This window comes from Leptotrichia sp. OH3620_COT-345 (assembly GCF_003932895.1).
Lineage (GTDB): Bacteria > Fusobacteriota > Fusobacteriia > Fusobacteriales > Leptotrichiaceae > Pseudoleptotrichia.
Window position 1 is genome coordinate 170,074 of the sequence record NZ_RQYW01000002.1, and the last position, 26,402, is coordinate 196,475.

A 26,402-nucleotide genomic window follows, 5' to 3' on the forward strand; every position below is an offset into this window, starting at 1 on the left:
AATTTTTAATTTTTTTTCTTTCTGAATATCTCCCTCAGAAATCTGGTATTATCTTTGAATAATACTCTATATTTATGTACTGTCACATAAAAGTACAGTTTTTTAAACACTTTTTCATAAGATATTTTATAAAGTTTTGCGTATTCTCTGGAAAACTTCTCTACAAAAATTCTGAATTCCATCATTCTTGAAACATTTTTCATTCTTGTATTAAAATTAAGTTTTTCATAAAATTTCATTCTATTCAGGTCTACAAGATAAAATCCGTATTTATCCCCTTCTTTTTTTATGAGTACATTTCCCGGGGAAAAATCTTCAAACTTTATACCTTTTTCATGCAAGTCAAAAGTAAATTCTGTGAATTGCTTTATTATCTCATCTTTGTTATTTGATATTTTCATTTTCATATCAAGAGGCATTTCCTCATTCCAAAAAACTTCTCTACATGTAAAATCATATTTCAGCTCTTCACTTATATAAAAATTTATTTTTTCTCCTGTTACTCTATCTGTATAGTCATCAAAATAAGCTATCGGTTCAGGAGTTTTTATATTTTTTTCAAGGAGTTTATTTGCAAATTCATAAGATCTTTTTGCTTTTGAACCAATAAAATATTTATATATAAATTGAGACAAAATATTTTTTCTTCCGAATTTTTTTATATTTATTTCTTTTTCTTTTCCATTATTTATTATTTTAAATTTTTTTATCTGATTTCTTCCTCCTTGAGTGACAAACTCTCCGGAAGAATTAAAATTTCCCAACACATCAAATAAAACATCTTTACTGTAATTTTCTTTTATTTTATAGTTCTGTTTATTTATCATTGTTTTAAAGCCTCTTTATCTTCTTTATATATTTTAATTTTATCATAAAAACACGGGCTTTTCAAATTACTGACTTTGTCAGAGGTTTTCTTTAATTTTATTTTCCGCTCTGTTTCATTAATTTTGCATATTTCCTTTTTGATTTCATTATTCTTTTTCTCGCACTTTTAACAAGTTCTTTATCATCTACTTTCTTTTCTACTTTTTTTATGAACTCCAGGGCTTTGTCAAAATCTTTCAACATTTCGGAAATATAAGCCGAATTAAAATAATGGAGAGGATTTTCAGGATTCAATATAAGAAGCTTCTCACATATTTTTTTTGCCCTTTGAAAATCCTCTATATATGCTGCATACCGTCCTTCAAGATTAAGTGATTTTTCTCTTTGAACGGAACTGTTAGCATAATTTATAAACAACAGTTCTATTTCCTCATATTTTTTTTCTTTCAGAAGAAATTCATAAAATGTTTCATATGCGTATTCATCGGCATTTTCACAATTTATAGCTATATTATAACTATGTTCCGATCCTTCTGTATCACCTTTTTTATTTTTCACATTCGCTATTTTTGTATAAATATAATATTCTTCCACATTATTTTGAAATTTTTCCAATATTTCTTCATAAATTTTTAAAGCATCATCATATTTTCCCTGTTTTATAAAACATTCAGCCTTATCCATATAACCATCTGAATTTTCAGGATCCATTTTTATAGCATCATTTATAATACTCATGGCTTTTTTATAGTATTTCATATCCACATAGGCAAGTCCTATATTTAAAAGCACATAATAATCTTCTTGAAATTCCATATACTTCTTATAAAAATATATGGCTTTTTTAGGTTTTCCCAGAGACTGATGTATATATCCCATATTAAAAAGAATCAGATTATCTTCTTTATTATTTTTATAAGCCCTTTCGCAATGTATAAGTGCTTCTTTATAAAATCCTACACTTGTGTATATTTTCGTAAGAAGAACAAGAGCTTCATAATTATTTTCATTAATTTCAAGTACTGTTTCCAAATATAAGACAGCGTCATCATATTTCATTTCATCATAAGATTTTACAGCTTCCTGCAATAATTCCGTTATTTTCATTTTTCTCCTTATTTAAAATAATACACTGTTTACTAAATTATCATATTCATCAGCTCTCATTTTCAATGCCCTGTTTGTATATGATGTTATATAAACAAATCTTTTTGTAAATATAATTGTTCTCTTTTCCTTTTTTTCAGCTGATAAATTCAGTATTTTTCTTTTCCCTGCTGTTTTTATAATATCATTTTTTAAAATAAAATCATTATAATCAATAAGCAGTTCTATTTCATTTAAGTTTATATATATATTATTTTCTATGTACAGATACATTTTTTCATTTTTCCATTCTTTCTCAGTGTTAAATATATTATATCATTTTTTGTCTTTTTTATAAATATGAATTGTATTTTATTTATATTTTTTCATATATTCCCTTTCATTTTTCAACTTTCTTATTATTTTTTTTCTTTCAATATTAAAAACATTTTTATCATCAGTTCCGATTTTATAATCTATATAATTTTTGACATATACTTCAAAATCTATATTTGCCTCATTTTTTATTTCATTTTTATAATCTTCGCTATATTCTATTTCAATATTTTTCGTAATATAAAAATCTAAAAGCTCATTATATGACCGCTGAGCTAAAATATCTCTTACTTTATAATATACCTGCCATTCCGTTCCTGCTTTACTTACTGCCTCCCTTTCTCCGATTAAAGGGTTTTCAGTTATTATTTTCATCATTCTTTCCTGTTTAATATTTTCTTCCTTTTCATAACAGTTAAAACATATTTTTTGATTTTTGAGAGGATAAAAAATGTCCTGACACTTTTCACATTTTATATATCCTCTTGAAATAAGAAATATATCTTTTTTTTTCCTGTTTATAGCTATCTTTTCAAGTTTTTCTCTGATATCTTCATATTTTTCATCTATTTTCCTTATACATTTTCTTATGTCTTCCATTTCTGAAAAAGGAAGCTCTATTTCTTCTTCTATTTCTTCAATATCTGCACTTTTAACTTTTTTTATTTCTTCTTCTTCAATTTTTCCTGTCATTTCTTCTATAAGGTTTCTTCTTATTCTTTCGTTTATTTTTTTTATTTCCAGCTCATTTACAATTTCTTTCCGGAAAAATTCGTTTATTTTCCGAACAATTATATTTGAATGTATGACAATGCTATGGTAAATGACAGGATCACTTACATTTACAGTTAATTTTCCTTCATAAAATTTTTTAGGAAAAGATTTAGTACCTATTTCTTTTCCTGTAATTTCTTTCCAGTTTTTACTTATTTTCCATAAAACATATTTTCCGCTCTTAAATGCTGAAATTCGCGTTTCAGTAATATTTTCTATTATTTTTCCTGTACTTTTCACACTGTTACTCATCTTCAGTCACTTTCCCTTTTTCAATAATAAATCTTTTTCCTTTTATATTAAGGTCTTCAGTAGATGTAATAAAACACTGTATTTTTTTATTTACAAAGTAATCAAGAATACTTTTTTTCCTTATTTCATCAAAATAAGAAGCTATATCATCCATTATAAAAACGGGATATTCATTTTTTTCTTTTACAAGCATATCTATTTCAGATATTTTAAGGGAAAATATAATGGATTTTTTTTCTCCTTGAGATGAAAAAGATTTAGCATTTCTTCCATTTAATTCAAATATAAAATCATCTTTCTGAGGACCTGTAAGACTGTATCCGATAAATTTTTCCCTTTCATTTTTTCTTTTCACATTTTCTTTAAATTTTTCTTTTATTTCATCTTTTGATTTTCTTTCAATATCCCCTAAAAAACAAACATATTTTAACTTCAGTTCCGATTTTTGATCAAACAGCTTCCTATAGTTCAAGTTAAGCAATATAGATATCTTTTTTATAAATTCTCTTCTGTAAACTATTATCTCGGTTCCTTCTTCTATAAATTTATCATTATATATTTTATATATATCTTCGTGAGTTTTCTTTTCTTTTATCAGTTTATTCCTCGTTTTCAGTATTTTTTCAAAATCTACTATTGATTTTAAATACTCTTTTTTCGCTTGAGATATTTCATAATTAAAAAAATTTCTTCTTATACCGGGATTTCCTGTTATAATTTCTATATCTTCAGGAATAAAGGAAATTATATTAAGTAATCCTACATAGTCTATATATCTGTTTTTATTTTTGTTAATATAAAAATCTTTTCTTTCTTCATTTACATCTACTGCTAAAATATTTTCTTCATTATTTTTATTTACATATTTTCCGAAAACGGTAACTCTGTTTCTGTTATACCTGAAAAGTTCTTTTGTCTTTTTTGTTCTGAAACTTTTTCCGGTTGCTAAAAAATGAACAGCTTCAATAAACGATGTTTTTCCCTGTCCATTTTTTCCGTATATTAAATTAAAATTCCTGTCAAGTTCCGTTTTCGTATCTTCAAGACACCTGAAATTACTGTAACTTATTTGTTTCAAATACATATATTATCCTCTTTTCAGAGCTTTTAAGACAGATATTTCACTGTAACTTTTCTTCCCTTAAACTCCACTATATCTCCGGAATATATTTTTTTCCCTCGTCTTGTTTCGATTTCTCCATTGACTTTTACTTTTCCTGTCAATATAAATATTTTCGCTTCCGCTCCTGAGGAAGTAAAATTAGCCCATTTTAATAACTGATCCAGTTTTATAAATTCAGTCATTATCTCTATTTTTTCTGTTTTTTCATTTTCCATCCTGAAATTCATATCCTTTCAGTTTAATTTTTATCCATATGTATATTATCTATACTATTGTACTATTTTTTGTCTTACTCTGTCCAATTCTTTTTTGAATACTGTACTTTCCTCTATTTTCCCTTCTATTTTTCTTATACTGCTTATAACCGTGCTGTGATCTTTTCCTCCAAACAGCCCTCCTATTGTAGTAAGATTAAGATCAAGTATATCTTTCAATAAAAACATGGCTATTTGTCTTGCATTTACTATTTCCTGCTGTTTTTTTCTGGCTTTCATATCGGAAATAGGAATAGAATATTCTTCAGAAATTACTTCTATTATTTTTTCAGCATTTATTTTTGATTGCTGACTTCTCATTCTGCTGGTAATCTCGTCCTGTACCTGCTGTAAAGTTATCCTTTCTTTCAGCAAATTTGCTCTTGCCGTTATTCCGTTTAATATACCTTCCAATTCTCTTACATTGGAGGATACCGACTCTGCTATATACTCAAGGATATTATTATCTATTTTTATTTTTTTCGTTTCCACTATGTTTTCAAGTATAGCTTTTCTCGTTTCATAACTCGGATATTGTATTTCCACCGAAAGACCTGCGACAAATCTCGATTCCAGTCTTTTTGATAAATTTTTAATGTCTTTCGGATATCTGTCGCTTATCATTATTATCTGTTTTCCCGATTCTTGCAATTTGTTAAAAGTATGGAAAAATTCCTCTTCAGTATCTCCTCCGCCCCTTGCAAATATTTTTTCAAAAAACTGTATATCATCTAAAAGAAGTACGTCAAGAGTTCTAAATACATCTCTGAAATTTTTCATCCTTCCTTCTCTTATAGCCGTAATATAATCATTTATAAATTCTTCAGTTGTACAGTAAAAAACTCTTTTTTCAGGACTCTTTTCTAAAATTGCATTTCCTACAGCCTGCATAAGATGCGTTTTCCCTAATCCTGACCCTCCATATATAAATAAAGGATTATAAACTGAAACATCACTTTCTACAACAGCAAGACAAGCATTAAATGCAAGTTTACTGTTATCTCCCACTATAAAATTATCAAGCCTGTTTTTAACATTAAGCCCTGTTTTCATTTTGTTTCTATGTTCCTTTATTCTATATATGTTGTCAGGAGATAACTCTTTCGATCTTACACTAAACGATATCTTTATTTTCTCATCCGATACTATAAAAATATCATTTACCGTTTCTTCTATATCTTTCTTATATTTTTCCATTTTATCTTTAATAAGAGATGAATTGCAATTTAGTGACAATATGTTATTTGAGAAATCACCTGCCTCAACATTTTTAAAAAAAGTATTATAATCCATTTCTGTAATATCCATTTCTTTTATTCTGTATTTTAAAAATTTTAATGTCTTTTCCCATAATTCCGAGGCATTTATTTCCATTCTTAAAACTCCTTAAATGTATTTTGTAGTATGAATATATCATAAAAAAATTAAATAATCAAGAAAGTACCTTTTAAACTTTTCAACATACTTTTCCACAAAATTATATGCTTTTTTTAAAACTCTTCCGACTTTTCCACATTTTAACTTAGTTTTCCACATTAATACAATTTCATATTTTTTGAACAAAACTTTTTTTATCCACATTTAAAAATTTTTTCTTAATTTCCTGTTTAAAAAAAGTGTATAAATAATTTTCCACACTTTTCCCTATAAATAACAACAGTTTTTTCTTTCCACAAAAAAAGCATTTAAAGACTTTCAACAAAATAACACTCTATAATACTGTTACTAATAAATAATGTAATTTAATATATTATTTATTATTTAATGTTGAAAAAACTACAAACGGAAAAAAATAATATACTTTTTAAATAAAATTATGATTTTTAGAAATATTCCTTGACTTTTTTAAGAATTTTGTTTATTATATTGTGTAAACAACTAAAAAATTAAGAGGGTTATAAATTAATATAATTACCAGAAAGGAAAAAAATGACAAAGAGAACATACCAACCAAATAAAAGAAAAAGAAAAAAAGATCACGGATTCAGATCCAGAATGAAAACTAAAAGTGGAAGAAAAGTTTTAAAAAGAAGAAGAGAAAAAGGAAGAACAAAATTATCAGCATAACCCGGTGATTAAAAAACAACACCGGGTTTTTAAAAAATATTAAATTAAAGAGTTAAAATTATGCAAATAAAAAAAATAAAAAAAAACAAAGACTTCTTTTCAATATATAATAATTCAAAAAAAGTATACACAAAGTATGCTATTATTTTTATAAAAGAAAATAAAAGAAATGAACAAAGATTCGGTTTTGTTGCAAGTAAGAAAACAGGAAAAGCTATACAGAGAAATAGAATAAAAAGACTATTCAAAGAATTTGTAAGACTAAACAACCAAATATTTAAAAGAAATACGGATTATATATTTGTAGGAAAATCAATACTAAAAGAAAATATAAAAAAATTAAAATATAAAGATATTGAAAAAGATATATTAAAGGTGATGAAAAAATGAAATATATATTTTTATTTTTAATAAATCTTTATCAGAAATTCTTTTCAGGAGCATTTGGCAGAAAATGTAGGTTTTATCCAACCTGTTCGGAATATTCAAAACAGGCGATAAAAAAATATGGAGCTATAAAAGGAGTATATTTAAGTATAAAAAGGATATTAAAATGTCATCCTTTTAATAAAGGGGGATATGATCCTTTGAAATAACAAAATTAATGGAGGAAATAAAATATGGCGAAAGCAAAAGGAGGCTTTCTTAGAATACCTGCACTTGAAGCAGCAGTTGTTGCAGTATTAAAAGGAATAAATGGAATAGTTGGAAATTATGGAGTGGCAATAATAATAGTAACTATAATAGTAAGAGCTCTTATGTTTCCTTTAACGTTGAAACAGGAAAAATCAATGAAAAAAATGAGAGAATTGCAACCTCAACTTGATAAATTGAAAGAAAAATATAAGGATAAACCCCAAGAACTTCAGCAAAAAACTGCTGAAATATATAAAGAAAATAATGTAAATCCTTTATCAGGATGTCTTCCTATTTTAATTCAGATGCCTATATTCATAGCATTATTTTATGCGTTCAGTGGAGACGCCATACCTAATGATGCCACATTTTTATGGTTTAACTTGAAAAAACCTGATGAGTTATTTAAAATAGGAACATTTACAGTAAATTTACTTCCTATTTTAAATACGGCAATTACTTTTTTTCAGCAGAAAATAATGTCAGGAAGTTCAAAAGGACAGGAAGTAAACAGTCAGATGCAGACTATGATGTATACTATGCCTTTAATGATGCTTCTGCTATTTTACAAAATGCCGTCGGGAGTAACTTTATACTATCTTGTTTCAGGAGCACTTTCACTTGTCCAGCAATATTTTATAATGAAAGGAAGAGATTGATTCAAATGGATAAAATAATATTGAAAGCCCAAAATAGAGAAGAACTTGACAGTATGATAAAAAGATCTCTTACTTTGGAAAATGATGAAACTTTTAAAATAAATGTAGTTAAAGAACCTAAAAAAATATTATTTTTTAATATTAAAGGTGTATATGAAATAGAAATAGTTAAAAAACATGAAATAGAAAAAAATAAAAAAAGTAATAAACAAGAAAAAAAGAATGAAATAAAAGATTTCAAAAAAGAAATAAAAAAAGATAGAAAATCTATAAAAGAAAACTTTAAAAAGGAAAAAAACAAATCTGAAAATAGAAGACCGACGGACAATAAAATAAACAGCAGTTTTTCAAACAACAATAACAATATAGAAATAGACAATGTGTTCCTAAATAAAAATAAGGAATCTATAAAAGAAGTAAAATCAGATGATGTGAATTATGACAGGATAAGAAGCTTTATAAAAGAATTTATAGTAAATTCAAAATTAGATATAAGAATAGTACAAATATCAAGAGACGGAGAAAGATATATTGTAAATGTAGATGGAAAAGATATAAGATATCTTATAGGAGAAAAAGGAAGTACACTTAATAGTGTCGAATATTTATTAAGTTCGGTAAAAAGCTTCAAAAATATTAAAGTAGTAATAGATTCTAATAATTATAAACAGAAAAGGGAAGAATCTTTAAGAGATTTGGCAAGAAAAAAAGGAAAAAAAGTACTTGAAACAGGAAGAAATATAAAACTTAATCCTATGTCTGCAAGAGAAAGAAAAATAATTCATGAAGAAATATCTTTCATAAAGGGTCTGAAAACGGAAAGCATGGGAGAAGAGCCTAAAAGATACTTAGTAATAAAAAGAACAAAAGACTAATAATGAGGTATAATAATGTTATTTGATACGATAGCTGCCATTTCCACTCCGAAAGGAGAAGGAGGAATAGGAATAATAAGAATATCGGGAGATAAGTCATTTGAAATTTTAAGCAAAATATTTAATACAAAAAACCCAAATAAAGATTTGGGTTTTTATAAATTTAATTACGGATTTGTTCATGATAAAGGAAAAATAATAGATGAAGTTATGACGGTTAGAATGAAGGCTCCTAAAACTTATACATGTGAAGATGTAGTAGAAATAAATTGTCACGGAGGATACCTTATAACTGAAAAAATTCTCGAACTTATATTGAAAAATGGTGCAAGACATGCAGAAAAAGGGGAATTTACAAAAAGGGCATTTATGAACGGCAGGATAGATTTATCCCAAGCTGAAGCGGTAATGGACTTAATACAGGGAAAAACTGAAAAAAGTATATCATTATCAATGGAACAGTTAAGAGGAGATTTAAAGGAAAAAATAAAAGATTTTAAAAAGGCATTACTTGATGTTACTGCCCATGTAAATGTAGTTCTTGATTATCCTGAAGAAGGAATAGAAGATCCGCTTCCTCAAAATTTAAGACTGAATCTTGAAAAAGTATATGAAGAAGCTGATTCACTTATAGAATCATATGACAAGGGAAAAAAAATAAAAGAGGGAATAAAAACTGTCATAGCAGGTAAGCCTAATGTAGGAAAGTCAACTTTACTAAATTCTTTATTAAAAGAAGAAAGAGCAATAGTTACACACGTTCCGGGAACGACAAGGGACATAATAGAAGAAATAGTTAATATAAAAGGGATCCCTCTTGTTTTAGTAGATACAGCAGGAATAAGAAAAACTGATGATATAGTTGAAAATATAGGAGTCGAAAAGTCAAAGCGATTTATAGAAACGGCGGATCTTGTACTTCTTGTTCTTGATGCTTCAAAAGAACTTGAAAAAGAAGATATTGAAGTAATAGACAAAATAAAAGAATCTAATAAAAAAATGATAATTTTACTTAATAAAACTGATTTGAAAAGAAAAATAGATTTAAAAGATTATCTTTTTGAAAATGTTGTAGAAATTTCAGCTAAAGATAATATAGGAATGGAAGAAATGGAAAATAAAATATATTCCTACATTATAGAAAAAGACATTGAAAATACATCGGAAAAACTAATAATAACAAATATAAGACATAAAACAGCCCTTGAAAAAACAAAAGAATCCATAAAAAATATTTTTGAGACAATAGATATGGGTATGCCTATGGATTTAATATCTGTAGATTTAAGAGAAGCGCTTGATTCTTTATCTGAAATAACAGGAGAAATATCCTCGGAAGATGTACTTGATCATGTTTTCGGAAATTTCTGTGTAGGAAAATAAGGAGGAAAAAACATATGAAAAAAATAGTAATAGCAAATAATAAAGGAGGAGTTGCCAAAACAACTACAGCATATAATATAGCCTCATATTATGCAAAAAAAGGAAAAAAAATATTAGTCATAGATTGTGATCCTCAGGGAAATCTTACAGATGCTTTAGGAATAGATCCGAATGAAGTGGACTGTACTATTTTTGATGCACTTACAAAAAGAAATATAAAAGAAGCGATAATAAAACTTCCTCAAGCTGAAAATTTTTATTTGGTTCCGAGTAACCTTGAAAGTGAAAGAGTAAATATAACTTTATCATCACAGCTGAACAGAGAAAGTGTATTGAAAAAGATATTGAAAGAAGTGGAAGATGAATTTGATATGTGTATAATGGATACTTCTCCTTCATTATCAATACTTACTCTTAATGCCATTGTTGCAGCCGACAGCATATACTTAACATTGAGAGCGGGGTACTTTGAACTTAGAGGAGCAGGGCTTTTGATATCTACAATTAATGAAATAAAGGAAGACCTGAATGACAGACTTGAAGTGAAAGGATTGATTTTGACCCAGTATGATATAAGAACAAGTTTATCAACAGACTCAAAGGAGCAGCTTGAAGAGTATTTTAAAAGTGCAATAATGAATACTGTGATAAGACAAAATGTGGACTTGGCAAAAGCTCCTGCGAATGCTCAGGATATTTTCAGCTATGCTCCTCTTTCAAACGGTGCAAGGGATTATGAAGATTTAGCACTTGAAATACTTGAAAGAGAGGGAATAAAATGGTAAAAAAAACAAAAAATATATTTGAAAAAAGAAATCCTTTTTCCAATTTAAATAATGAAAAAACAAAAAATTTTGTAAAACAGCTTGAAGAAGATGAAAGTATAAGAATTGAAATTCTTAAAATAGACGGTGCAAAAATAATATCAGTAAATGAAAAAATACTTGAAAAAGTGGATTTTTATGACAGAGAATTCATAAACAGAGAAATAAGCTTTGAGAAAATAATTGAAACCGAGTCTATAAAAAATTTGGCAGAATCTATAAATGAAATAGGGATAATAAACCCTGTTTATGTTATAGAAAAAGAAGAAGGAAAGTATAAAATTTTATCAGGTTTTAGAAGGCTTTCAGCTGTATATTACGGATATAAAAATATAAAAGAATTTTCTCCTGCAGGAACAAATAATTTTATAATAATTCCTGCAAATGCGAGTTATGAAATATTGGATAAAATTTCCCTTCATGAAAATACTTTAAGGGAGGATTTGACGACACTGGAAATATCAATGAAAATATGGAGAGAAAGTAGAAATAAAAAGAAAAGCTCTGAAAAAATAGCACAAGAATACGGAATCTCCAGAAGAACTGTAGCAAGATATTTGAGAGTGGAAAAGTATCCTGAAAAACTTCTTGAAAAACTCGATGAAATAAAAAATATAAGAAAATCCGATACTATTTTTAATTATTTAAATCAGACGGATTTTAAAAATATGGAAGAAAATATTGAAAAACTGTCAGGAATGGAAATTTCAGAGATAGAAAGAGAAATAAGAAAACTGAAAATAAAATCCGATGACGGAAAATTATCAGTAAAAAAAGGTAAAAAATCAACTTCATTTGAAATACAGGGTCGACTTACTGATGAAGAGATAGAGAAAATAAAAGAATTTATTTTGAAAAAATTTTTTTAAAGAATATTCACTCTGTAAAATTTTGTAGCCGATAGATTGATTTTGAGGGTGATGATAAGCTTTCGCAGAAAAATAATTGGGAAAATACAAGATTACTATGTTACAATTAACTGAAAATAAAGAAAAAGGATATGAGAAAATGAATAAAAACTATGATGTAATAGTGGTTGGAGCAGGGCATGCAGGAGTCGAAGCAGCTCTTGCATCGGCAAGACACGGACTTAAAACCGCTCTTTTTACAATCTATCTTGATAATATAGCTATGATGTCATGTAATCCTTCTGTGGGAGGACCGGGAAAAAGCCATCTTGTTTCAGAATTGGGAATGCTCGGAGGAGAAATGGCAAGGCATATTGATAATTGGAATTTACAACTGAAAAATCTGAATCATACAAAAGGTCCGGCTTCAAGAATAACAAGAGCTCAGGCTGATAAGTATTGGTATAGGATAAAAATGAGAGAAATTATTGAAAAGCAGGAAAATCTTCATATAATACAGGGAACGGTTATAGATTTAATAGTAGAAAATAAAGAAATAAAAGGTGTTGAAGATAAATTAGGAGTAAAATACGGAGCAAAATGTGTAATTTTATGTACAGGGACGTTTTTAAAAGGACAGTTTATAATGGGAGATGTAAAATATTCGGCAGGACGTCAAGGAGAACCTGCAAGTGATGAATTACCTGATAAACTTTTAGAATATGGATTTGAACTGGATAGATACCAGACGGCAACACCACCCAGAATAGATAAAAGAACAATAGATTTTTCCAAAACTGAGGAACTGAAAGGGGAAGAAAAACCGAGATATTTTTCTTATGAAACTGAAAAAGAATATAATTCCACTTTACCTACATGGCTTACATTTACTACTGAGAAAACAGTGGAAGTAGGAAAGGAAATGCTGAAATATTCTCCTATTGTGACAGGTATAGTAAGCACTAAAGGGCCAAGACACTGTCCTTCTCTTGACAGAAAAATACTCAACTTTCCTGAAAAAACAGACCATCAGATTTTTTTAGAACAGGAATCCATAGAATCAAATGAAATTTATGTAAACGGATTTACGACTGCAATGCCTCCTTTTGCACAGGAAGCAATGCTGAAAACAATAGCGGGACTTGAAAATGCTAAAATAGTAAGATACGGCTATGCAGTGGAATATAATTTTATTTCTGCATATCAGTTAAATCTTACATTGGAAACAAAAGTAATAAAAGGACTTTATACTGCCGGGACAATAAATGGAACAAGCGGATATGAAGAAGCTGCATGTCAGGGATTTATAGCGGGAGTAAATGCTTCAAGGAAAATACTTGGAAAAAAAGAAATAATAATAGATAGAAGTGAAGGATATATAGGTATTTTAATAGATGATATAATAAATAAAAAAACACCGGAACCTTATAGAGTTCTTCCTTCAAGAGCTGAATACAGACTTACACTCAGACAGGACAATATATTTGTAAGACTATTTGAAAAATCCAAGAAAATAGGACTTGTAAGTTCTGAAAAACTTGCAGAGCTTGAAAAAGCGAAAAAAAATATAGAAAATGAAATAAACAGACTTAAAGAAATAAAAATATATCCAACTAAGGAAACAAATGAAAAACTGAAAAGAATAGGGGAAAAATTTGCATTGGAGAATGAAAGTCAGGTTTTTCAGACTAACAGTGCAAACAGCCCTGTTTCAGCATTTGAATTTCTGGCAAGAAAAGAAATGAATTATGATAACTTATCGGAGTTTATCAAAACTGAAAAATTATCTCCCCTTGTAAAGGAACAGGTAGAAATAAATGCAAAATATAATGTATTTATCCAAAGAGAGAAGCTTCAAATAGAAAAGTTCAAAAAACTTGAAGAGATGAAAATACCTGAAAATATAAATTATGAAGAAATACAAGGGTTGAGTAATATTGCTATATCAGGATTAACTTATGGAAAGCCTGAAACAATAGGACAGGCAAGTAGAATAAGCGGAGTTACTTATAATGATATAGCACTTCTTATAGCTGTTATAAGAAATTGAAAATAAAATATTAAGAACTATTATTAAAGTCTGATATTTGTTTTTAAAAAAATTTTACAAAAAATTCAGTAAAAACTCTCAATTTAATTTTCTTTTTGTGAGGGCAGTTATAAGCCCTCACATTCCTATTAAAGCTAAAAAAATTATTAATTCAAAAATCTTTATTATTTTTGGAACAATTCAAACTTTTTTTCAACATATTTTCCACGTGAAACAAAAAACAATTTCACAATTTTATCAACTATAATTATTTTTTTTCTGAAATCTTTTTGAAAAAGGTAAGTACATTAAAAACATAATAAGCAGCATACTTATAATTAAAATAAACTTATAAAGAATAAAAGGTTTTATAAAACTTGCCATAGGAGCAATATAGTCATTTAAAAACATTGCATTTGTATTGTATTTTAAATTGTAAAAATGTGAAAATAAAAATAATCCCAATAAAACAACACATGAGCCTATAAAATTTTTAAATGTTATTTTTTCTTTCAAGTATACAAAACCGTAAATAACACCTACAAATTCCAATGCATGCATAATCATAAAAATATAAACGTATACAGGATTGTAATAATAAGTTACTCCCGGTAAAATTAAAGCAAAAGCTGCACCGAAACTTAAAAAATATAATAAATTAAAGAAAAAATGATTTCTGGATATTAAATATATACCTGCCGCTACAGCTGCAAAATTACAGAGATGTATGGGAATTACATTATAGACAGGCTCATATTGGTATATTATTCTGTATACGGAATCAAGGAGTTTAAAAAATAAAATAAATATGCCGAGAAAAGTTGCATATTTTTCTATGTTAATTTTTTTATATAATTTAGGAATAATTAGAAAAATAACACTTAATCCGATTGAAAATATGAAACTATACAGATGAATTGGACTGAAGTATGAAAAATATAAAGATTCAGGTCTCAAATCACTACCTCCATTAAATATTTTATTAAAACATTGATATTATAACATTTTACCAAATAAAAAACTACCTTTACTTAAATTGTAAAGGTAGTGAATTGTTATGAAATTTAAAAATTTTAGAATCTAAATTCTAGTATTTAGAATCCGAATGAATATCCAAATCCTAAAGTAACAACTCCATGATTAAGATTGAATTTTTCACTTTGATTTCTAGTTACTAATCCACCTGCAGCCGGAGAATAAACTAATTTATTAGTTCTTGTAATTCTTGTCCCGTTAACATTATAAGACAAGTCAACTATAAAGTTTTTATAATTAATTCCTGCACCTATTCCTGAATATAATCCACCTTTAAATTTAGCTTCCCCTTCTACAAAACCGTTAGAAAATTTATCATTCCACTTAACGCTTCCTGAATTAAATGCATATCCTAAGTTAGCTTTAACATAAGGAGTTATTTCAGAAGAATTTTTAAAATTATATCTTGCCGTAAAGAAAAGAGGAACGGAACTTAATCCTTTGTTTTCTACACTTGAAGAAATTAATCCGGCACCAGTTGTTCTTTTTTCATTTAATTTATTGTATTTATATGAAATTCCTCCACCTATTTCAAAGTTTTCAGTAATACCTTTTCTATATTCGGCAGTAAGTTCAAATCCTCTTTTTAAAGTATTTTTTTCTAAATTATACTTGAAAACATTTGAATCGTATCTTCCGCCTTTAAATTCACCTCCGCTTGATAAATCAATTCCGGCTCTAACTTCTACAGTGTTTGTAGCCATAGCAATTGAACTGATTAATGCTCCTAATAATAATAGTTTTTTCATTATATTTCCTCCTATAATTAATTTTTAATTTTCCTATTAAAATTATTATAACCTCATTCAAAAAAAAAATCAAGTCGAAAAATAAAAAAATTATATCAATTATAATTTTTTGGAAAAAGTTTAAATATATATTTTATTTTAGAAATATTTTCAGTATTGTGAAAATATATAAAAAATAAAAAAAATATAATTATTTTATTATAATAACTTGGTATACTTATTTTATTTGAAAAAATTACTAAACAATTGTTAAGCAGATTTTAAAAGTAAAAAAAATACAATTTTTAAATTTTCATATTAATACCTAAGAAAAGTATATTATAATTATAAAACAATACCTTAATAATGTAATGTATAATAAATTGTCCATTTTTAAAATTTATCCAACTTACATTATTAGAATGTCTGCAAAGTCATAATGAAACGAAGATTTAAAATCGGAAGGAGGTTCATAATTCAAATTTTAAGTTTAAATAGTATATAACTGTCAACTAAAGTTGTAAAAGTTAAAAAAAAGTGTTATAATCCAAATAAATAATAAAGAGTTACAAAAATTTCTTATAAAGAGGAAATTGATGAAAACAAATAAAAATAACATAATATGGGTTATATATATATTAATTTCATACATACTCTATAATTTTTTATTACAGAAATTTAATTATCCCACAAAATATTTGACGAATTTTTTATTTTTACTTTTTATATTCATCAAATTTATATTCGGACAACTTGATTTTTATGCTGAAAGATTCAGATTAAAAGATATATTTGTAAATTTTGGAATAAATTTCTTGTTTTCAATATTTATTTTTATATTTTTAAAAAGGATAAGTATATTCGGTATATTCGGTATAATATTTATATTTCAGACAGTATTCAGGAGAATTGTATGTCTGAAATATGTAAAAAAAGAAAGAGTCCTTATTTTCGGATCAAATCATATCGAAAATAATGTTCAGGATGTTTTAATGAATAGTCCGGATTACAAGTATGTAGGCTACATTTCCAACAATAAAAGTCGTGCAACCAAGTATTTACAGGGTAAATACGACGAAATGGAAAAAATTATACAAGATAAAGAAATAGATACTTTAGTAATAGTTAAAAACATAAAAAATGACGACTTTAAAATTTATCTGAAAAGGCTGTTTGATTTAAAAATAAATGGATTGAAAGTGTTAAGTTATGAAGAATTCAATGAAAGTATACAGAAAAAGATAGATATAAATCAGATAGATGAAGAATGGCTTTTGGAATCTAATGGGTTTGATATATTAAATAATGAAAGTCAGAAAAATGTAAAAAGAGGATTGGATTTAATAATAGCTTTTATTTTGATAATACTGTTAAGTCCTGTGGCATTAATTACAGCATTCATAATAAAACTTGAATCACCCGGTCCTGTAATATTTAAGCAGACACGTATAGGTGAAAACGGGAAAAAATTTAAAATATATAAATTTAGAAGTATGAAACTTCATGATGGAACGAAATATCCTAAATATACTTTAGATAATGACAACAGAGTGACGAAATTCGGCAGTTTTATGAGAAAGACAAGAATAGATGAACTGCCTCAATTATATTGTATAATTAAGGGTACGATGAGTTTTGTAGGACCTAGACCTGAATGGGATTTACTTGTAGAAGAGTATAAGAAAAAAATACCTTACTATAATTTACGACATATGATAAAACCTGGAATAACAGGTTGGGCTCAAGTAATGTATCCTTATGGAGAAAGTACGGAAGATGCAAAAAGAAAACTGGAGTATGATCTGTATTATTTAAAACATCAGGATTTAATAATGGATGTTCTTACAATAATGAAAACAGCAAAAACAGTAATATTTGGAAAAGGAAAATAATTTGAAAAAAGAAAAAACAGGAGGAATCATGAAAGGAATTATTCTTGCAGGAGGAAGCGGTACAAGACTTTATCCTTTAACAAAATCAATATCAAAACAAATTATGCCTATATACGATAAACCTATGATTTATTATCCTTTATCAGTTTTAATGTTGGCAGGAATAAGAGAAATTCTTATAATATCAACGCCAAGAGATTTGCCGATTTTTGAAGAACTGTTGGGAGACGGAAATCAATTGGGAATAAAATTGGAATATAAAATACAGGAACATCCTAACGGTCTTGCGGAGGCTTTTTTAATAGGAGAGGAATTTATAGGTAAAGATAATGTTTCATTAATATTGGGAGATAATATTTTTTACAGCAGTGGATTTACAGGTATGGTAGAAGAAGCTGCAAAATTGGAAAAAGGGGCGGTTATATTCGGTTATCCTGTGAGAGATCCGAGAGCTTATGGAGTTGTGGAATTTGATGAAAACGGGAAAGCGATATCGCTGGAGGAAAAGCCTGAAAATCCAAAATCAAATTTTGCAATACCGGGACTTTATTTTTATGATAATACCGTTATAGAAAAAGCTAAAAATGTAAAACCTTCAGCACGTGGAGAAATAGAAATAACAACGGTCAATGAAATGTATCTGAATGAAGGAACACTGAAAGTAAAAAATCTCGGAAGAGGTACTGCATGGCTTGATACGGGAACTCATGATGCTCTTCTCGAAGCTGCCAATTATGTAGAAGCAATACAAAAAAGACAAGGTTTTTATATAGCATGTATAGAAGAAATAGCTTATAAAAAAGGTTGGATAAATAAAGAACAATTGGAAAAATTGGCACAACCTATGATGAAGACTGAGTATGGAAAGTATTTACAGTCTTTATAAAATTGACAAATTGTCAGTTAGGAGAGAAAATGAAACCGAGAGTACAGATACTAATGTCTACTTATAATGGAGAAAAATTTTTAAAAGAACAGTTGGATAGTATTTTAAATCAAAAAGGAAACTTTGAATTGGGAATATTAGTGAGAGATGACGGATCTAATGATGAAACAATAAAAATATTAAAAGAGTATTCAGAAAAATCTGTACTTAAAATAGAAATTTTAAAAGGGAATAATATAGGAGTAAATGCCAGTTTAAAAGAATTATTTTTAAAATGTGATATAGAATACTATGATTACTTTGCTCTGAGTGATCAGGATGATGTATGGTTAGATACAAAGATTCAGACAGCTTTAAACAGATTACAAAAAGAAAAATTTGAAGGTTTAAAAATGTTCGCTTCAAGATCATTTGTAACAGATGAAAAATTAAATATCATAGGAAAAACTCAAGATTCAGAAAAAAAAGAATTATATTACAATGCTACGGTTCAAAATATATGCCCCGGACATACACAAGTATTCAACAAAGAAGTTGTAAAGGAATTAAGAGAAAATTATAGTGAAAATATATTTGTTATAGATTGGTGGATATATTTACTTGTTTCAGGAACCGGGAAGGTCATATTTGAAAGAGAATGCACGGTGAAGCACAGACAACATGGAATAAATACAGCAGGATACGAATTAAATTTTCTGAAAAAAACAAAAAAAAGAATGAAATTTTTAAATAAATATAAAAAGAGCCCCGTTTCTTTACAGTTGGAGAGCTTTCTGTATCTGTATGCAGAAAAGATGAAAGAAGATTATAAAAAAGAAACAGAAAAATTTTTGAAAAGCCAAAAAAATATCTTTAAAAGAGTACAGTATATATCAAAAGCAAAAGTATTCAGATATGGAAAAATTGAAAATTTAATTTTTAAAATATTGTATATTCTAGGCAAGTATAAATAACTTATTATATTAATTGAAAGGAAAAATTAATGACAAATGTACTTATAGAATGTCCTGAGTTAATATCTTCAGTAAAAATTGGAGTTTTGAATCCTTTAGAATATAGTAAAAAATGTAATGTGAAATTTAAAAGAACTTCTGATATAAATAAAAATGATATTTTATGGTCGGATATTTTAATATCTGTAAGAGGGAGTGAAAGAGCTTCATTAGAAATAATGAAAGCGGCATTATATGCAAAAAGATATACAATTATGTTTTTAGATGATGATTTAATAAACATTCCTTTAGGTTTAGAATCTACTAAATATTTTAACGATAAAAAATTAAAAAAGTATATTTTGGAAATTTTGACAAAAAGCCATGTTTTATGGGCAGTAAATCCTAAAATAATAGAGAAATATGCAAGTTATACTATAAATAAAAAAGGAATTCTCACAAAAGTTCCGATGAAAATAGAAATAAAAAAAACAAATAATGAAAGCTCTTTAAAAGTTTTATATGCAGGCTCCACAGATCATAAAAAGACCATTCAAAAAATTATAAAACCAATGATTGAGATGTTTTCTGAAGAAATAAATGAAAAAAAAATAGCATTTACTTTTATAGGAGCCAATCCTGGAATAAAAAACACGGAGCATTATGAATACTTTCATGATTATGATGAGTATAAGCGGTTTGTCAAAAACGGAAATTTTAATATAGGGCTAGCTCCTATAGAAACAACAGAATTTTATAAATCTAAATATTATAATAAATTTTTAGAATATACGTCAATTGGTGTTTTAGGCATTTATACAAATTCGGAACCTTATAATTTAATAGTTAAAAATAAAGAAAACGGTATTTTATGTGAAAATAAACCGGAAGTTTGGTATAAAAAAATAAAATATTTACTTGAAAATCCTACAGAAATAAATAGAATGATAAAGAATGCACAAAAGAAAATATCAGACGATTTTAATAACGAAGTTGTAAGCAGGGAAATATTAAAATTAATACCTGAATTGTCAGAGTATAAGGCACCTGAAGTGACATTAAACGATATTCGTTTGAAAAATTTAAAATGGATTTTTTATGGGGAAAGAATAAAACTTATAATTAGAATATATGGAATAAAATCTTTTTTGATAATTCCGTATAAAATAATAAAAAAGATAATCGGGAGATAAATTATAATGTTAAGTTATTTTAGTGGAATATGGAGAGATAGGTATATTTTACAAAGTCTTGTAAAAACGGATTTAAATTTAAAGTATAAAAAATCTATTTTAGGAGTTGCATGGTCTGTTTTGACTCCTTTAGGTTTAGTTGTTATAATAGGAACAGTTTATTCAATTATATTCGGAATGAAACCGGAAGATTTTATACCGGGATTATTTGCAGGATTAAATCCATGGATTTTTTTAAGTAGTTCAGCAGATGGAGGAACACTTTCATTTATCGGTGCAGAAGGATATTTGAAACAGACAAATGTCAATGCTCAAATATTCCCTGTCAGAGGAGTGTTAGTAAATTTTACAAATTTACTGTACAGTATAATAGCTTTTTTTATAATATATTTTTTTCTGAAGCCGGGAGCTTTCAGTTTAAACATGTTGGCAGTTATTCCGGGATTGATTATACTCCTTATATTTGCAATTGCAATTTCCAATATAGGTGCAGTAGTCAACTTAAATATAAGAGATTTTCAGCCTCTTCAGTCTTTAATATTTCAGGGATTATTTTATGCAACCCCGATTATATTTCCTGCAAGAATACTCAAAGAAAAGGGGTTTGATTATCTATATAAAATAAATCCGTTTTATTATATGATAGAAATTATAAAAACGCCTTTATTGGGAGAAGAGATACCCTCTTTAAATATATATATGACAGCAATAATAATATCGTTAATTTCTCTTTTTTTAAGTATACTTATGGTTATGAGAGAAAAAAAGAAAATAGCATTTAAATTATAAAATAAGAGAGGTTATTTAAAATGAGTCATATAATTTTAAAAAATGTAGATTTGTATTTCAAAACAAAAAGAGAAAAAAGAATAAAAGATATTTTAATTACCGGAAGTAAAAAATTTAATAAATTTTCAGAAAATGGTATTGTTCACGCAATAAAAAAAATGAATTTGGAAATAAAAGAAGGAGAACGGGTTTCAATAATTGGACATAACGGTGCAGGAAAAAGTACATTTTTAAAAATGGTTTGTGGTATATATCCCCCTTCAAAAGGAGTATTGGATGTATCAGGAAAAATATCAAGTATGTTTGAACTTGCAACAGGATTTGAAATGGAATCAAGCGGTTGGGATAATATTTATTTAAGAGGTTTGATGTTGGGTGAAACACCAAAAAGTATAAAAGAAAAAATGAAAGAAATAGCCGAATTTTCTGAATTGGGTGATTTTTTGGAAATGCCTGTAAAATATTATTCTTCAGGAATGTTTGTAAGACTTGCTTTTTCTGTTTCTACAGCTATAAAACCTGATATATTGTTACTTGACGAAGTTGTTGCTGCGGGGGATGCCGCTTTTTTGAAAAAAGCCGAAAAAAGAATGAATGAAATGATAGACGTAGCTAAAATAATGATTTTGGTAACACATTCAATGGAGACCGCGAAAGAACTTACAACTAGATGTATATGGTTGGAAAAAGGAGAAATCGTAATGGATGGAAATCCGGAGGAAGTTGTAAGAGAGTACTTAAAAAATATGAAAGGATAGTAAAAGAATGAAAGTAAAAGAAATATTACAAAATAATTCTGAATGGATACCAAATAAAAACTATGATAAATATAATCCTAAAGTTTCAGTTCTGTTACCTACTTTTAGAAGAGCAAAAGACGGTTTCTTTGAAAGAGCTGTGATGTCAGTTTTAAATCAAACCTTTAAAAATTTGGAATTGATTATAATAGATGATGCTTCAACAGATGGAACAAAAGATTTGATAAAATATTTTATGGAAACAGATGAAAGAGTACATTGTATAAGACATAGACAAAATATAGGATTACCTGCAATCAGTGAATACGAAGGCTATATGAAATCAAGAGGAGAATATATATCTTTTATATTTGATGATAATGAATGGGATAAAGAGTATATAGAAAAAACAATAGTATTTATGATTAGAGAAAAAGTAAAAGCTTCTTTTGGTGTTGTTAAATCATATTTTGGAGAAAAAAAGAAAGAATGTGTAATTTTAGGAAATCCGAAAGTATATCCTTCAGAAATGAATGAAATTTTTATAACAAATTTTATCGGAAATGCCGGAGTTGTTCTCCATAAAGATGTAATAGAAGATATAGGTCTTTATGATCCACATATTTCTCTAAAAAGAATTTGTGACTGGGATTTATGGAGAAGAATTTTTCAAAAATATGATTTTGAATTTACAGGAGTTAATGCAAGTTCAGAATATGGTGTAACATTAAAAGATTCTCTAGGAAATACTGAAAATTTGGATTTGTGGGTTGGATTGGAACAAATGTCTGAAGATAGAAATGAACTGTTAAAGCCTAAAAGTTTTTTAGAATATGATATTTTTTCAGTTAATCGAAATAACACTTTATTTTTTCTTGATACAATAGAAGAAGAAATACAAAATTATAGGGGAAAACATTGGTTTAATGATGAAAAGTCAAAAAAAGAAATTTTAGAAATAAAAAATATGGAAAAAAGAAATACAAAAAAAAGAATTTTAGTTATTTCTCCCTTATTAGATGCTACATCAAATGTTTCTTTTATAAGATATAATGAAATTTTTAAAGATATAGTTTTTTATTTTGAAAGCGAAAGAACTTTAAAAAAAGATAATTTAATTTTTGTAGATGCTATTATATTTATGAGAGATTTAGATTTTTTTCAAAAAATAAAAAAACTCTGTGATTCTCTCAAAATACCATATTATTATTATATTGATGATAATTTTATAATTTTGACAGATGACATAAAAAATAAAAAAATAATTATGAAGTCAGAAGGAAGAAGACAAATAGAAAAATTTGCTTCTAATACTAAAAAATTATCTATATACGGTTTTAAAAAAGTATTTTGTAGCACAGAAGAATTAAAAAAATATTTTTTGGAAAATAATTTGCATCATGATATAGAAGTATTGAATCCAATTATTGATTTTAAAAATATTTTTAGACATGAAATGAAAAAAGAAAGTATTTCTATTGCATTTATGGGAGGGAATTTTAGAAATGGAATATTAAAAGAAATAATATTACCTGCAATTATAAGATTATCAAAGGATATAAAAGTAAAATTTTATTATCCTGAGAATGGAAAGAAAGATTTTTTAAAGATATATAACGATGAAGAAAATTTAAATTTTTATAGTATAGAAAGAACATTTTCATTACAAAAAGCATTAAGAAGATTTGCTAAGAACGAAATAGATATTTTGATTCATTGCGGAGAAGAAATAAATAACGGAATTTATAAAACAGAAAATTCATTACTAAATGCAGTTCAATTAGGAGCAGTACTTGTTACAAGCAATATAGAACCGTATAAATCAAAATTTAAAAGTAAAAATGAATATGTAAGGGTTACAAATGAAATAAATGATTGGTATATTGCCTTAAAAAGTTTGGCACAAAATAGTGAAATAAGAGAAAATATTTATAACAAGGCTTATTTTTATTGTAAAGAAAAATATTCAGGAGAAAAAGAAGAGAAGATATTAAAAAATGCATTATCTGAGTTTAAAGACCTGAGAAATATAGATTTTATAAAAAGATATAGAAAATTTTTAGTTATAAATGAAGAAATATTTAAAACAAAATTTGAAAAACCTCGTTCATTAACAGATAGGGTATTAAACTTTTCTGGACTTATAAAAAATAAAAGAAGTTATAATATAAAATGTGATATAAAAATTTTTAAAACATTAGGATTATTATTTGCTTCATATGATGAGCCTAAAGGAAATGTAATAGTTAGAATTATAGAAAAAAATAATATATTACGAGAAATATCATTAAATATGGAAGATTTTATAAGAGATAACTGGACATATTTAAATTTTGATCCAATAAAAAATAGCTTAAATAAAATTTTTGAAATACAAATAGAGTTTTTTTATGAAAAAGGTTCAGTATTAATGGGAGTTTTTGAAGATACAGAAAAAAGAACATTTAAATATAAATTATTTAATAAGCTTGGTTATCCTATAAAAGGGCTTGATGTTCTTTATGTAGATTGTAAATAATTTTTTAAGTAGGTGAAAAATGAAAAAAAGTCTAAAAAAAGAATTTAATGATATAATTTTAAAATCATTGGAAAAAAAAGATATAGAAATTCTAAGAAATTTAAGAAATAAAGAGGAAAACAGAAAATGTTTTATTTATCAAAAAGAAATATCAAAAGAAGAACAGGAAAATTGGTATGAAAAATATATAAAAAAAGAAGATGATGTAATGTTTACAGCTTATTTAAAAGAAAGCGATAGAGTTCCAATAGGATTTGCTGCACTTTATAACATAGATAAAGAAAAAAAGTGTTGTGAATTTGGAAGAATAGTAATAGATAAAAGTAAAACAGGAAAAAAGGGATTAGGTTATCAAATAACGGCTTGTTTATGTAATATAGGCTTTGAGAATATGGATGTTGAAAAAATATATTTGGAAGTTTTTTCCGACAATATACCGGCATTAAAAACATATTTAAAAGTCGGATTTGAAGAAAAGAAAAGATACATAAAAGATAATAAGGAAATAATTTATATGGAATATATAATGTAATTACTAAAAATAAATAAAAATTCAGAAGGAGAAAAAGAAATGGCAATACAAGTATTAAAACCAAAATATCATGTAGAAGAATGTTTGGAAGAAATAAGAGAATGTCTGGAAAAAGGCTGGACAGGGCTAGGATTTAAAACGGTTGCATTTGAGGAAAAATGGAAAGAATATACAGGACATGATCATGCACATTTTTTAAATTCAGCGACAGTAGGTTTACATTTAGCAGTTGAAATACTGAAAAAAGAGAACGGATGGAAAGAAGGAGATGAAATAATAACAACTCCGATAACATTTGTATCAACAAATCATGCAATATTATACGAAAAATTGGTTCCCAGATTTGCTGATGTGGATGAATTTCTTTGCTTAGATCCTGAAGATGTAAAAAGAAAAATAAATAACAAGACAAAAGCAGTAATGTTTGTAGGTTATGGAGGAAGAGTAGGAAAGCTGAAAGAAATAATAAAAATATGTAAAGAAAATAATTTAAAATTAATATTGGATGCAGCTCATATGTCAGGAACAAAAGTTGATGGAATTGTTCCCGGAACATGGGATGGTGTAGATGTAACAGTTTATTCATATCAGGCTGTAAAAAATCTCCCAACAGCTGATAGCGGAATGATATGTTTCGCCAATGGAAAATATGATGAAATATGTAGAAAATTAACATGGCTTGGAATAAATAAGGATACATATGCTAGAAGCGGAGATAAAGGAACATACAAGTGGAAATATGATGTAGAATATTTAGGATATAAAGATCATGGAAATTCCATAATGGCAGCTATAGGCTTAGTTGAATTAAAATATTTAGATGAAGGAAATGCCTATAGACGTGAATTAGTAAAATGTTATAATGAAATGTTTGAGGGAAACAGTAAAATTAATATTATAAAAGCACCTAACGAAGATGAATGCTCTTTCCATATTTATGAAATTGAAGTGGATGACAGAGACGGATTATTGGAACATTTACAGAAAAATGATATTTATCCGGGAGTTCATTATAGAGATAACACTGAATATGAAATGTATTCCTATGATCACGGTAAATGTCCTAATGCTCACAGAATATCAGAAAGAATTATAACTTTGCCTTTACATTTGGAATTAACAAAGGAAGATATAAAACATATTGCTGATAAGGTGATTGAGTTTGTTAATAAATAAAAAAAATAAA

General features: G+C 26.9%; 27 protein-coding genes. 18 read left to right on the forward strand and 9 right to left on the reverse strand.

Annotated elements, in window-relative coordinates; genetic code table 11:
* Positions 1-5 precede the first annotated feature (5 nt).
* The 7 genes from EII29_RS01985 to dnaA form a co-directional block, all read right to left on the reverse strand.
* A complete protein-coding gene (locus EII29_RS01985; RefSeq protein ID WP_125235863.1) occupies positions 6-827 on the reverse strand; it encodes a hypothetical protein in 822 nt (273 codons plus the stop codon).
* Between the two features lie 97 nt (positions 828-924).
* Positions 925-1,935 carry a tetratricopeptide repeat protein gene (locus EII29_RS01990; RefSeq protein WP_125235864.1) on the reverse strand — a complete coding sequence of 337 codons (1,011 nt, stop codon included), beginning with the start codon at positions 1,933-1,935 and terminating at the stop codon, positions 925-927.
* A gap of 12 nt (positions 1,936-1,947) precedes the next feature.
* Positions 1,948-2,208: a DUF370 domain-containing protein gene (locus EII29_RS01995; protein WP_125235865.1), complete on the reverse strand. Its 261-nt coding sequence runs from the start codon at positions 2,206-2,208 to the stop codon at positions 1,948-1,950.
* 78 nt (positions 2,209-2,286) lie between these two features.
* Entirely contained in the window at positions 2,287-3,276 is a 990-nt protein-coding gene (locus EII29_RS02000; RefSeq protein ID WP_125235866.1) for a DciA family protein, read from the reverse strand.
* Positions 3,269-4,360: a DNA replication/repair protein RecF gene (locus EII29_RS02005; RefSeq protein WP_125235867.1), complete on the reverse strand. Its 1,092-nt coding sequence runs from the start codon at positions 4,358-4,360 to the stop codon at positions 3,269-3,271. The genes EII29_RS02000 and EII29_RS02005 overlap by 8 nt, the downstream gene beginning before the upstream one ends.
* Before the next feature lie 23 nt (positions 4,361-4,383).
* Positions 4,384-4,614, reverse strand: a complete 231-nt coding sequence (gene yaaA, locus EII29_RS02010) for a S4 domain-containing protein YaaA (protein WP_125235868.1) — start codon at positions 4,612-4,614, stop codon at positions 4,384-4,386.
* Positions 4,615-4,668: 54 nt separating this feature from the next.
* The gene (gene dnaA, locus EII29_RS02015; protein WP_125235869.1) at positions 4,669-6,027 is read right to left on the reverse strand and encodes a chromosomal replication initiator protein DnaA; all 1,359 of its coding nucleotides are present in this window, start codon (positions 6,025-6,027) and stop codon (positions 4,669-4,671) included.
* Between the two features lie 555 nt (positions 6,028-6,582).
* On the opposite strand from dnaA, the gene rpmH reads away from it, so the two are divergent.
* The 9 genes from rpmH to mnmG all read left to right on the forward strand — a co-directional run bounded on the left by rpmH (position 6,583) and on the right by mnmG (position 13,995).
* A complete protein-coding gene (gene rpmH, locus EII29_RS02020; protein ID WP_125235870.1) occupies positions 6,583-6,720 on the forward strand; it encodes a 50S ribosomal protein L34 in 138 nt (45 codons plus the stop codon).
* A 60-nt stretch (positions 6,721-6,780) separates the two neighbouring features.
* Positions 6,781-7,110 carry a ribonuclease P protein component gene (gene rnpA, locus EII29_RS02025; protein ID WP_125235871.1) on the forward strand — a complete coding sequence of 110 codons (330 nt, stop codon included), beginning with the start codon at positions 6,781-6,783 and terminating at the stop codon, positions 7,108-7,110.
* The gene (gene yidD, locus EII29_RS02030; protein WP_125235872.1) at positions 7,107-7,316 is read left to right on the forward strand and encodes a membrane protein insertion efficiency factor YidD; all 210 of its coding nucleotides are present in this window, start codon (positions 7,107-7,109) and stop codon (positions 7,314-7,316) included. Before rnpA ends, yidD begins: the two co-directional genes overlap by 4 nt.
* A 24-nt stretch (positions 7,317-7,340) precedes the next feature.
* On the forward strand, positions 7,341-8,015 hold the full coding sequence (locus EII29_RS02035; RefSeq protein ID WP_125235873.1) for a YidC/Oxa1 family membrane protein insertase: 675 nt from the start codon (positions 7,341-7,343) through the stop codon (positions 8,013-8,015).
* 5 nt (positions 8,016-8,020) lie between these two features.
* A complete protein-coding gene (locus EII29_RS02040; protein WP_125235874.1) occupies positions 8,021-8,890 on the forward strand; it encodes a R3H domain-containing nucleic acid-binding protein in 870 nt (289 codons plus the stop codon).
* 15 nt (positions 8,891-8,905) lie between these two features.
* Positions 8,906-10,273 carry a tRNA uridine-5-carboxymethylaminomethyl(34) synthesis GTPase MnmE gene (mnmE, locus tag EII29_RS02045; RefSeq protein WP_125235875.1) on the forward strand — a complete coding sequence of 456 codons (1,368 nt, stop codon included), beginning with the start codon at positions 8,906-8,908 and terminating at the stop codon, positions 10,271-10,273.
* Positions 10,274-10,287: 14 nt separating this feature from the next.
* The gene (locus tag EII29_RS02050) at positions 10,288-11,058 is read left to right on the forward strand and encodes a ParA family protein (RefSeq protein WP_125235876.1); all 771 of its coding nucleotides are present in this window, start codon (positions 10,288-10,290) and stop codon (positions 11,056-11,058) included.
* A complete protein-coding gene (locus tag EII29_RS02055) occupies positions 11,052-11,966 on the forward strand; it encodes a ParB/RepB/Spo0J family partition protein (protein ID WP_125235877.1) in 915 nt (304 codons plus the stop codon). The genes EII29_RS02050 and EII29_RS02055 overlap by 7 nt, the downstream gene beginning before the upstream one ends.
* Positions 11,967-12,105: 139 nt before the next feature.
* Positions 12,106-13,995, forward strand: coding sequence for a tRNA uridine-5-carboxymethylaminomethyl(34) synthesis enzyme MnmG (mnmG, locus tag EII29_RS02060; RefSeq protein ID WP_125235934.1), 1,890 nt, complete (start codon positions 12,106-12,108; stop codon positions 13,993-13,995).
* Positions 13,996-14,232: 237 nt separating this feature from the next.
* On the opposite strand, the gene EII29_RS02065 is transcribed toward mnmG, so the two are convergent.
* Entirely contained in the window at positions 14,233-14,931 is a 699-nt protein-coding gene (locus EII29_RS02065; protein WP_125235878.1) for a TIGR02206 family membrane protein, read from the reverse strand.
* Between the two features lie 137 nt (positions 14,932-15,068).
* The gene (locus tag EII29_RS02070; RefSeq protein ID WP_125235879.1) at positions 15,069-15,758 is read right to left on the reverse strand and encodes an outer membrane beta-barrel protein; all 690 of its coding nucleotides are present in this window, start codon (positions 15,756-15,758) and stop codon (positions 15,069-15,071) included.
* Between the two features lie 575 nt (positions 15,759-16,333).
* On the opposite strand from EII29_RS02070, the gene EII29_RS02075 reads away from it, so the two are divergent.
* Genes EII29_RS02075 through EII29_RS02115 form a run of 9 tightly spaced genes read left to right on the forward strand, consistent with a single transcriptional unit; the run spans position 16,334 to position 26,392 of the window.
* Positions 16,334-17,629 carry an exopolysaccharide biosynthesis polyprenyl glycosylphosphotransferase gene (locus EII29_RS02075; RefSeq protein ID WP_125235880.1) on the forward strand — a complete coding sequence of 432 codons (1,296 nt, stop codon included), beginning with the start codon at positions 16,334-16,336 and terminating at the stop codon, positions 17,627-17,629.
* Between the two features lie 28 nt (positions 17,630-17,657).
* Complete coding sequence (gene rfbA, locus EII29_RS02080; RefSeq protein ID WP_125235881.1) at positions 17,658-18,515, forward strand: glucose-1-phosphate thymidylyltransferase RfbA; 858 nt, start codon at positions 17,658-17,660, stop codon at positions 18,513-18,515.
* Between the two features lie 29 nt (positions 18,516-18,544).
* The gene (locus EII29_RS02085; protein ID WP_125235882.1) at positions 18,545-19,468 is read left to right on the forward strand and encodes a glycosyltransferase; all 924 of its coding nucleotides are present in this window, start codon (positions 18,545-18,547) and stop codon (positions 19,466-19,468) included.
* A 29-nt stretch (positions 19,469-19,497) separates the two neighbouring features.
* Positions 19,498-20,640, forward strand: coding sequence for a glycosyltransferase (locus EII29_RS02090; RefSeq protein ID WP_125235883.1), 1,143 nt, complete (start codon positions 19,498-19,500; stop codon positions 20,638-20,640).
* 6 nt (positions 20,641-20,646) lie between these two features.
* Positions 20,647-21,429: an ABC transporter permease gene (locus tag EII29_RS02095; RefSeq protein ID WP_199726006.1), complete on the forward strand. Its 783-nt coding sequence runs from the start codon at positions 20,647-20,649 to the stop codon at positions 21,427-21,429.
* A 20-nt stretch (positions 21,430-21,449) separates the two neighbouring features.
* On the forward strand, positions 21,450-22,187 hold the full coding sequence (locus tag EII29_RS02100) for an ABC transporter ATP-binding protein (RefSeq protein ID WP_125235885.1): 738 nt from the start codon (positions 21,450-21,452) through the stop codon (positions 22,185-22,187).
* A gap of 7 nt (positions 22,188-22,194) precedes the next feature.
* Complete coding sequence (locus EII29_RS02105) at positions 22,195-24,684, forward strand: glycosyltransferase (protein WP_125235886.1); 2,490 nt, start codon at positions 22,195-22,197, stop codon at positions 24,682-24,684.
* A gap of 19 nt (positions 24,685-24,703) precedes the next feature.
* Entirely contained in the window at positions 24,704-25,216 is a 513-nt protein-coding gene (locus EII29_RS02110) for a GNAT family N-acetyltransferase (protein WP_125235887.1), read from the forward strand.
* Between the two features lie 39 nt (positions 25,217-25,255).
* Positions 25,256-26,392: a DegT/DnrJ/EryC1/StrS aminotransferase family protein gene (locus EII29_RS02115; RefSeq protein ID WP_125235888.1), complete on the forward strand. Its 1,137-nt coding sequence runs from the start codon at positions 25,256-25,258 to the stop codon at positions 26,390-26,392.
* The last annotated feature ends 10 nt before the right edge of the window (positions 26,393-26,402 follow it).

What these genes read in the sequence shown, in the direction of transcription:
- EII29_RS02075 (WP_125235880.1), top strand. Translation starts at nt 16,334, where the DNA reads ATGAAAACAAATAAAAATAACATAATATGGGTTATATATATATTAATT.
- EII29_RS01990 (WP_125235864.1), bottom strand. Translation starts at nt 1,935, where the DNA reads ATGAAAATAACGGAATTATTGCAGGAAGCTGTAAAATCTTATGATGAA.
- EII29_RS02100 (WP_125235885.1), top strand. Translation starts at nt 21,450, where the DNA reads ATGAGTCATATAATTTTAAAAAATGTAGATTTGTATTTCAAAACAAAA.
- rpmH (WP_125235870.1), top strand. Translation starts at nt 6,583, where the DNA reads ATGACAAAGAGAACATACCAACCAAATAAAAGAAAAAGAAAAAAAGAT.
- EII29_RS01995 (WP_125235865.1), bottom strand. Translation starts at nt 2,208, where the DNA reads ATGTATCTGTACATAGAAAATAATATATATATAAACTTAAATGAAATA.
- yidD (WP_125235872.1), top strand. Translation starts at nt 7,107, where the DNA reads ATGAAATATATATTTTTATTTTTAATAAATCTTTATCAGAAATTCTTT.
- EII29_RS02055 (WP_125235877.1), top strand. Translation starts at nt 11,052, where the DNA reads ATGGTAAAAAAAACAAAAAATATATTTGAAAAAAGAAATCCTTTTTCC.
- EII29_RS02105 (WP_125235886.1), top strand. Translation starts at nt 22,195, where the DNA reads ATGAAAGTAAAAGAAATATTACAAAATAATTCTGAATGGATACCAAAT.
- EII29_RS02110 (WP_125235887.1), top strand. Translation starts at nt 24,704, where the DNA reads ATGAAAAAAAGTCTAAAAAAAGAATTTAATGATATAATTTTAAAATCA.
- EII29_RS02090 (WP_125235883.1), top strand. Translation starts at nt 19,498, where the DNA reads ATGACAAATGTACTTATAGAATGTCCTGAGTTAATATCTTCAGTAAAA.
- mnmG (WP_125235934.1), top strand. Translation starts at nt 12,106, where the DNA reads ATGAATAAAAACTATGATGTAATAGTGGTTGGAGCAGGGCATGCAGGA.
- dnaA (WP_125235869.1), bottom strand. Translation starts at nt 6,027, where the DNA reads ATGGAAATAAATGCCTCGGAATTATGGGAAAAGACATTAAAATTTTTA.
- rnpA (WP_125235871.1), top strand. Translation starts at nt 6,781, where the DNA reads ATGCAAATAAAAAAAATAAAAAAAAACAAAGACTTCTTTTCAATATAT.
- EII29_RS02095 (WP_199726006.1), top strand. Translation starts at nt 20,647, where the DNA reads ATGTTAAGTTATTTTAGTGGAATATGGAGAGATAGGTATATTTTACAA.
- yaaA (WP_125235868.1), bottom strand. Translation starts at nt 4,614, where the DNA reads ATGGAAAATGAAAAAACAGAAAAAATAGAGATAATGACTGAATTTATA.
- mnmE (WP_125235875.1), top strand. Translation starts at nt 8,906, where the DNA reads ATGTTATTTGATACGATAGCTGCCATTTCCACTCCGAAAGGAGAAGGA.
- EII29_RS02115 (WP_125235888.1), top strand. Translation starts at nt 25,256, where the DNA reads ATGGCAATACAAGTATTAAAACCAAAATATCATGTAGAAGAATGTTTG.
- EII29_RS02070 (WP_125235879.1), bottom strand. Translation starts at nt 15,758, where the DNA reads ATGAAAAAACTATTATTATTAGGAGCATTAATCAGTTCAATTGCTATG.
- EII29_RS02035 (WP_125235873.1), top strand. Translation starts at nt 7,341, where the DNA reads ATGGCGAAAGCAAAAGGAGGCTTTCTTAGAATACCTGCACTTGAAGCA.
- EII29_RS02040 (WP_125235874.1), top strand. Translation starts at nt 8,021, where the DNA reads ATGGATAAAATAATATTGAAAGCCCAAAATAGAGAAGAACTTGACAGT.
- EII29_RS02005 (WP_125235867.1), bottom strand. Translation starts at nt 4,360, where the DNA reads ATGTATTTGAAACAAATAAGTTACAGTAATTTCAGGTGTCTTGAAGAT.
- EII29_RS01985 (WP_125235863.1), bottom strand. Translation starts at nt 827, where the DNA reads ATGATAAATAAACAGAACTATAAAATAAAAGAAAATTACAGTAAAGAT.
- rfbA (WP_125235881.1), top strand. Translation starts at nt 17,658, where the DNA reads ATGAAAGGAATTATTCTTGCAGGAGGAAGCGGTACAAGACTTTATCCT.
- EII29_RS02050 (WP_125235876.1), top strand. Translation starts at nt 10,288, where the DNA reads ATGAAAAAAATAGTAATAGCAAATAATAAAGGAGGAGTTGCCAAAACA.
- EII29_RS02000 (WP_125235866.1), bottom strand. Translation starts at nt 3,276, where the DNA reads ATGAGTAACAGTGTGAAAAGTACAGGAAAAATAATAGAAAATATTACT.
- EII29_RS02085 (WP_125235882.1), top strand. Translation starts at nt 18,545, where the DNA reads ATGAAACCGAGAGTACAGATACTAATGTCTACTTATAATGGAGAAAAA.